This is a genomic window from uncultured Amaricoccus sp. (assembly GCF_937858865.1).
Lineage (GTDB): Bacteria > Pseudomonadota > Alphaproteobacteria > Rhodobacterales > Rhodobacteraceae > Amaricoccus.
Map to the genome: position 1 here is coordinate 1 of NZ_CALLYO010000041.1, position 2,995 is coordinate 2,995.

General features: G+C 69.4%; 5 protein-coding genes. 3 read left to right on the plus strand and 2 right to left on the minus strand.

Annotation, left to right across the window (positions count from 1 at the left end):
• Positions 1 to 63 precede the first annotated feature (63 nt).
• Together Q0112_RS01100 and Q0112_RS01105 are read left to right on the plus strand one after the other, a co-directional pair.
• Positions 64 to 441, plus strand: coding sequence for a hypothetical protein (locus tag Q0112_RS01100; RefSeq protein ID WP_297970333.1), 378 nt, complete (start codon positions 64 to 66; stop codon positions 439 to 441).
• Between the two features lie 100 nt (positions 442 to 541).
• Entirely contained in the window at positions 542 to 1,189 is a 648-nt protein-coding gene (locus Q0112_RS01105) for a DUF3489 domain-containing protein (protein WP_297970335.1), read from the plus strand.
• 49 nt (positions 1,190 to 1,238) lie between these two features.
• Here the strand turns inward: Q0112_RS01105 and Q0112_RS01110 are convergent, their stop codons facing one another.
• Positions 1,239 to 1,910, minus strand: coding sequence for a helix-turn-helix domain-containing protein (locus Q0112_RS01110; RefSeq protein ID WP_297970337.1), 672 nt, complete (start codon positions 1,908 to 1,910; stop codon positions 1,239 to 1,241).
• Between the two features lie 143 nt (positions 1,911 to 2,053).
• Here Q0112_RS01110 and Q0112_RS01115 point away from each other — a divergent pair, with 143 nt between their 5' ends.
• Positions 2,054 to 2,467, plus strand: a complete 414-nt coding sequence (locus Q0112_RS01115) for a nuclear transport factor 2 family protein (protein WP_297970339.1) — start codon at positions 2,054 to 2,056, stop codon at positions 2,465 to 2,467.
• Between the two features lie 50 nt (positions 2,468 to 2,517).
• On the opposite strand, the gene Q0112_RS01120 is transcribed toward Q0112_RS01115, so the two are convergent.
• On the minus strand, positions 2,518 to 2,995 hold a 478-nt coding region (locus Q0112_RS01120), incomplete at its 5' end, for a hypothetical protein (protein WP_297970341.1).

Sequence of the window (2,995 nt, forward strand, 5' to 3'; positions counted from 1 at the left end):
CTTGGATCGTGCGCGGAACCGAGCATGTGTGGTGTCAAGCAGACGCTTGAATGGAGCACGACAATGACCACGATCCTGCCCAGCCGGAACACCGAATGGGGTTACTGGGGCACCATCGGCCGCGTCGAGAACGACCCTGCCGCCGACCCCGCGAAGGCCTGGGACATCGCCTCCCGCCGGATCGCCGAGGTGACCACCGCCTCGCCCGAGGGCGTCCGGGATTTCCTCGATTCCCGCCACGGCCGCCACTTCGCCGACGACGTCGCCAGCGAGCTCTGGAAGGGCGAGACGCTCAAGGTCGCGATCGACGCCGCCATCACCCGCTGGATGGCCTGGCGCATCGACCGCAAGACCAGCCGCGAGACCGGGATCCCGCGCGGGCTTCCCTACCTGACCGGCCTCGCCAACCATTTCGCGATCATGGCCGAGCTTCCCTACTGATCGCCGCCCTTCCGGCTCCGCCGCGATCCCGCCGGGATGCGCGGCTCGGGGTCGTAGCAGGCGCGGGATGGTCCCGCGGCTCGCAATGAAGGACGACCCGATGACCAAGCTCTCCGACACTCAGTCGATCATCCTCTCGGCCGCCGCGCAGCGGGCGGACGGCAACGTGCTGCCGCTGCCCGGCAGCCTTCGCGGCGGAGCCGCGACGAAGGTCGTGGCAGCGCTGCTCTCCCGCGGTCTCATCCGCGAGCACATCATTGACAGTCCGCGAAAGGCGGACGCCGCGATGAACACCGTTTGGCGCAATCTCCCCGAGCCGGACGGCCGCGGGGTGCTGCTCTTCATCACCGCGGCCGGCGCGGACGCCATCGGCGTTGAGCCCAAGACGGTGCCCTACGCCTTCAACGAGGGCACGAACTCCGCGGGCGAGCCGGCCGCGGGCGCGCCCACGGGCGCCGACGAGGCGCCGGTCGAGTCTGCTCCGAAGCGGCGGGGCCGGCCGAGGAAGGCGGCGCCCACGGGCGCGGACGTCGCGCCTGCGCCCAAGACCCGCAGCGGCACCAAGCAGGAGCAGGTGATCGCCCTGCTCCGTCGCAAGGAGGGCGCGACCATCGCGCAGATCGTCGCGGGTACCGACTGGGCGCCACACACCGTCAGGGGCTTCTTCGCCGGCGCGCTGAAGAAGAAGCTCGGGCTCACCGTCACCTCCGAAAAGGTCGGGGACCAGCGCGTCTACCGGCTGGCCTGACGCCGAGGAAAGTGCCGCCGCCCTCCGCAGGGGCGGCGGCAATCTTGCGTCAGGCGGCCGCCGATTGGTCGCGGCGCAGCGGATGCCGTCGCGGAACTTGCGCGAGCAGGTTCAGCCGAAGCCACGACGGGAAGGCGGCACAGAGCCGGGTCGGGCCGTCGAGCAGGATCAGTCCCTCGTCGAGCGCTGTCTTGAGCGGAATGTCTCCGTACCAGACCCATGTGATCGTGCGGCTGTCGGTGGTGACGTAGACGTCCGCCTCGAAGCCCGGATCGGTGATGCAGTATTCGGCGCCCTCCGGACTGCAGAGGATCCAGCGGTCGCGCTTCGCCTTCGGCTGATCGGTGAAGATGAAGTGGATGGTGGTGCGGTCCTGCGGCAGGCGTTCCAGCTCCATCCGCCGGTGCAGATCCCACATGATCAGGTCGGGGTCGGCCTCGTCCTCGCTGAGCGTCGCCGGGAGCCAGGTCTTGCCCCAGACGGCAAGGGTCTCGATCATTGGCCAGAGTTCCGCCCCGGCCTCGGTCACCCCGTATCCGCCCGCGTCGCGCCGCTCCACGATGCCGGCCACCTCCAGCGTCCGCAGCCGTTGCGTGAGCAGGGTCGGCGAGATGCGCGGCACGCCGCGGTGGATGTCGTTGAAGCGGGTGGAGCCGAGCAACAGCTCCCGCAGGATCAGGAGAGTCCACCGCTCGCCGATGATCTCGGTGGCGAGGGCCATGGGGCAGAACTGACCGTATCCCTTCATGCCCCCATTCTAGCCGCACTCGCCGGCGACGACCACTACAGAGTCTGGAGTTGAAGCAAACAGGCTGCTGCGGGAGTCTGGCCGCAGAAGCGCAACACGGGAAAGGAGTGATCCCAATGAAGAGCATTCTGACAGCCACCACCCTGGCCGGAGCGGCGGCGCTATCCGCCGGTTCTGTCGCCCTCGCCGACGAGGCGGCGAGCCGCGCGGTCTGGGAGCGGCACGTGCAGGCTGCCACGGCCGGCGACATCGACGCGGTGATGGCGGACTTCACCGAGGAGTCGGCCATCATCACCACCGACGGTGTCATCAGCGGAACGGCGGATATCCGTCGGTTCTTCGAGAACCTGCTCGGCGGACTGGAGCCGGGCGCACTCGAGACCACGGTTTCCAACGCCGAACTCACCCACGGCAGCGTCCTCGTCGCCAACTTCACCATCGGCGCCGTGGGGCGGACGTTCCAGGACACCGCCGTGATCCGCGACGACCGGTTCCTCGTGCTGACGACCGTGAACTACCCGGCGGAATGAACCGGCCGCACTCCGGCGGGCCGAGACCGATCGGCCCGCCGCTACCGTGTCTAGGTCGCGCCCCACTGCTCGGCCATCGCCGCAGCGATGCCCGGATAGGTCCGGCTGCGGTTCCGCCAGCGGTCGGGGCTCGGCGGCTCGCGATGCACCCGTGCCTCCCGGCCCTCGACAATCGACGTCGACACGAGCCGCGGCAGACTCCGTAGCCAGAGGCAGGTCGCCTTGGTCTCGGGATGTCCATGCTCCCACGGCTGAATGATCTGCGACGGCGCGGGGATATCGAAGAGCCGCCGCACGTGCCCGAGCATGATCGGATTCTCCACCGCGATCCGCGGGATCGGTGCCCGCAGCATGTCGAGGAAGAAGGCCGCCGCGTGGCCGAGGTTGGCCCAGCGGTCGCCGGCGGCGCCGTTCTCGCGGCGGCAGCCGAGGTAGAGATGCTTCGCCCCGCTGTTGGCGAGGAAGGTGCACGGCGGGTGCGCGATCAGCAGATCCCAGCCGTCTTGCAGCACGGTGCGGACGTCGCCG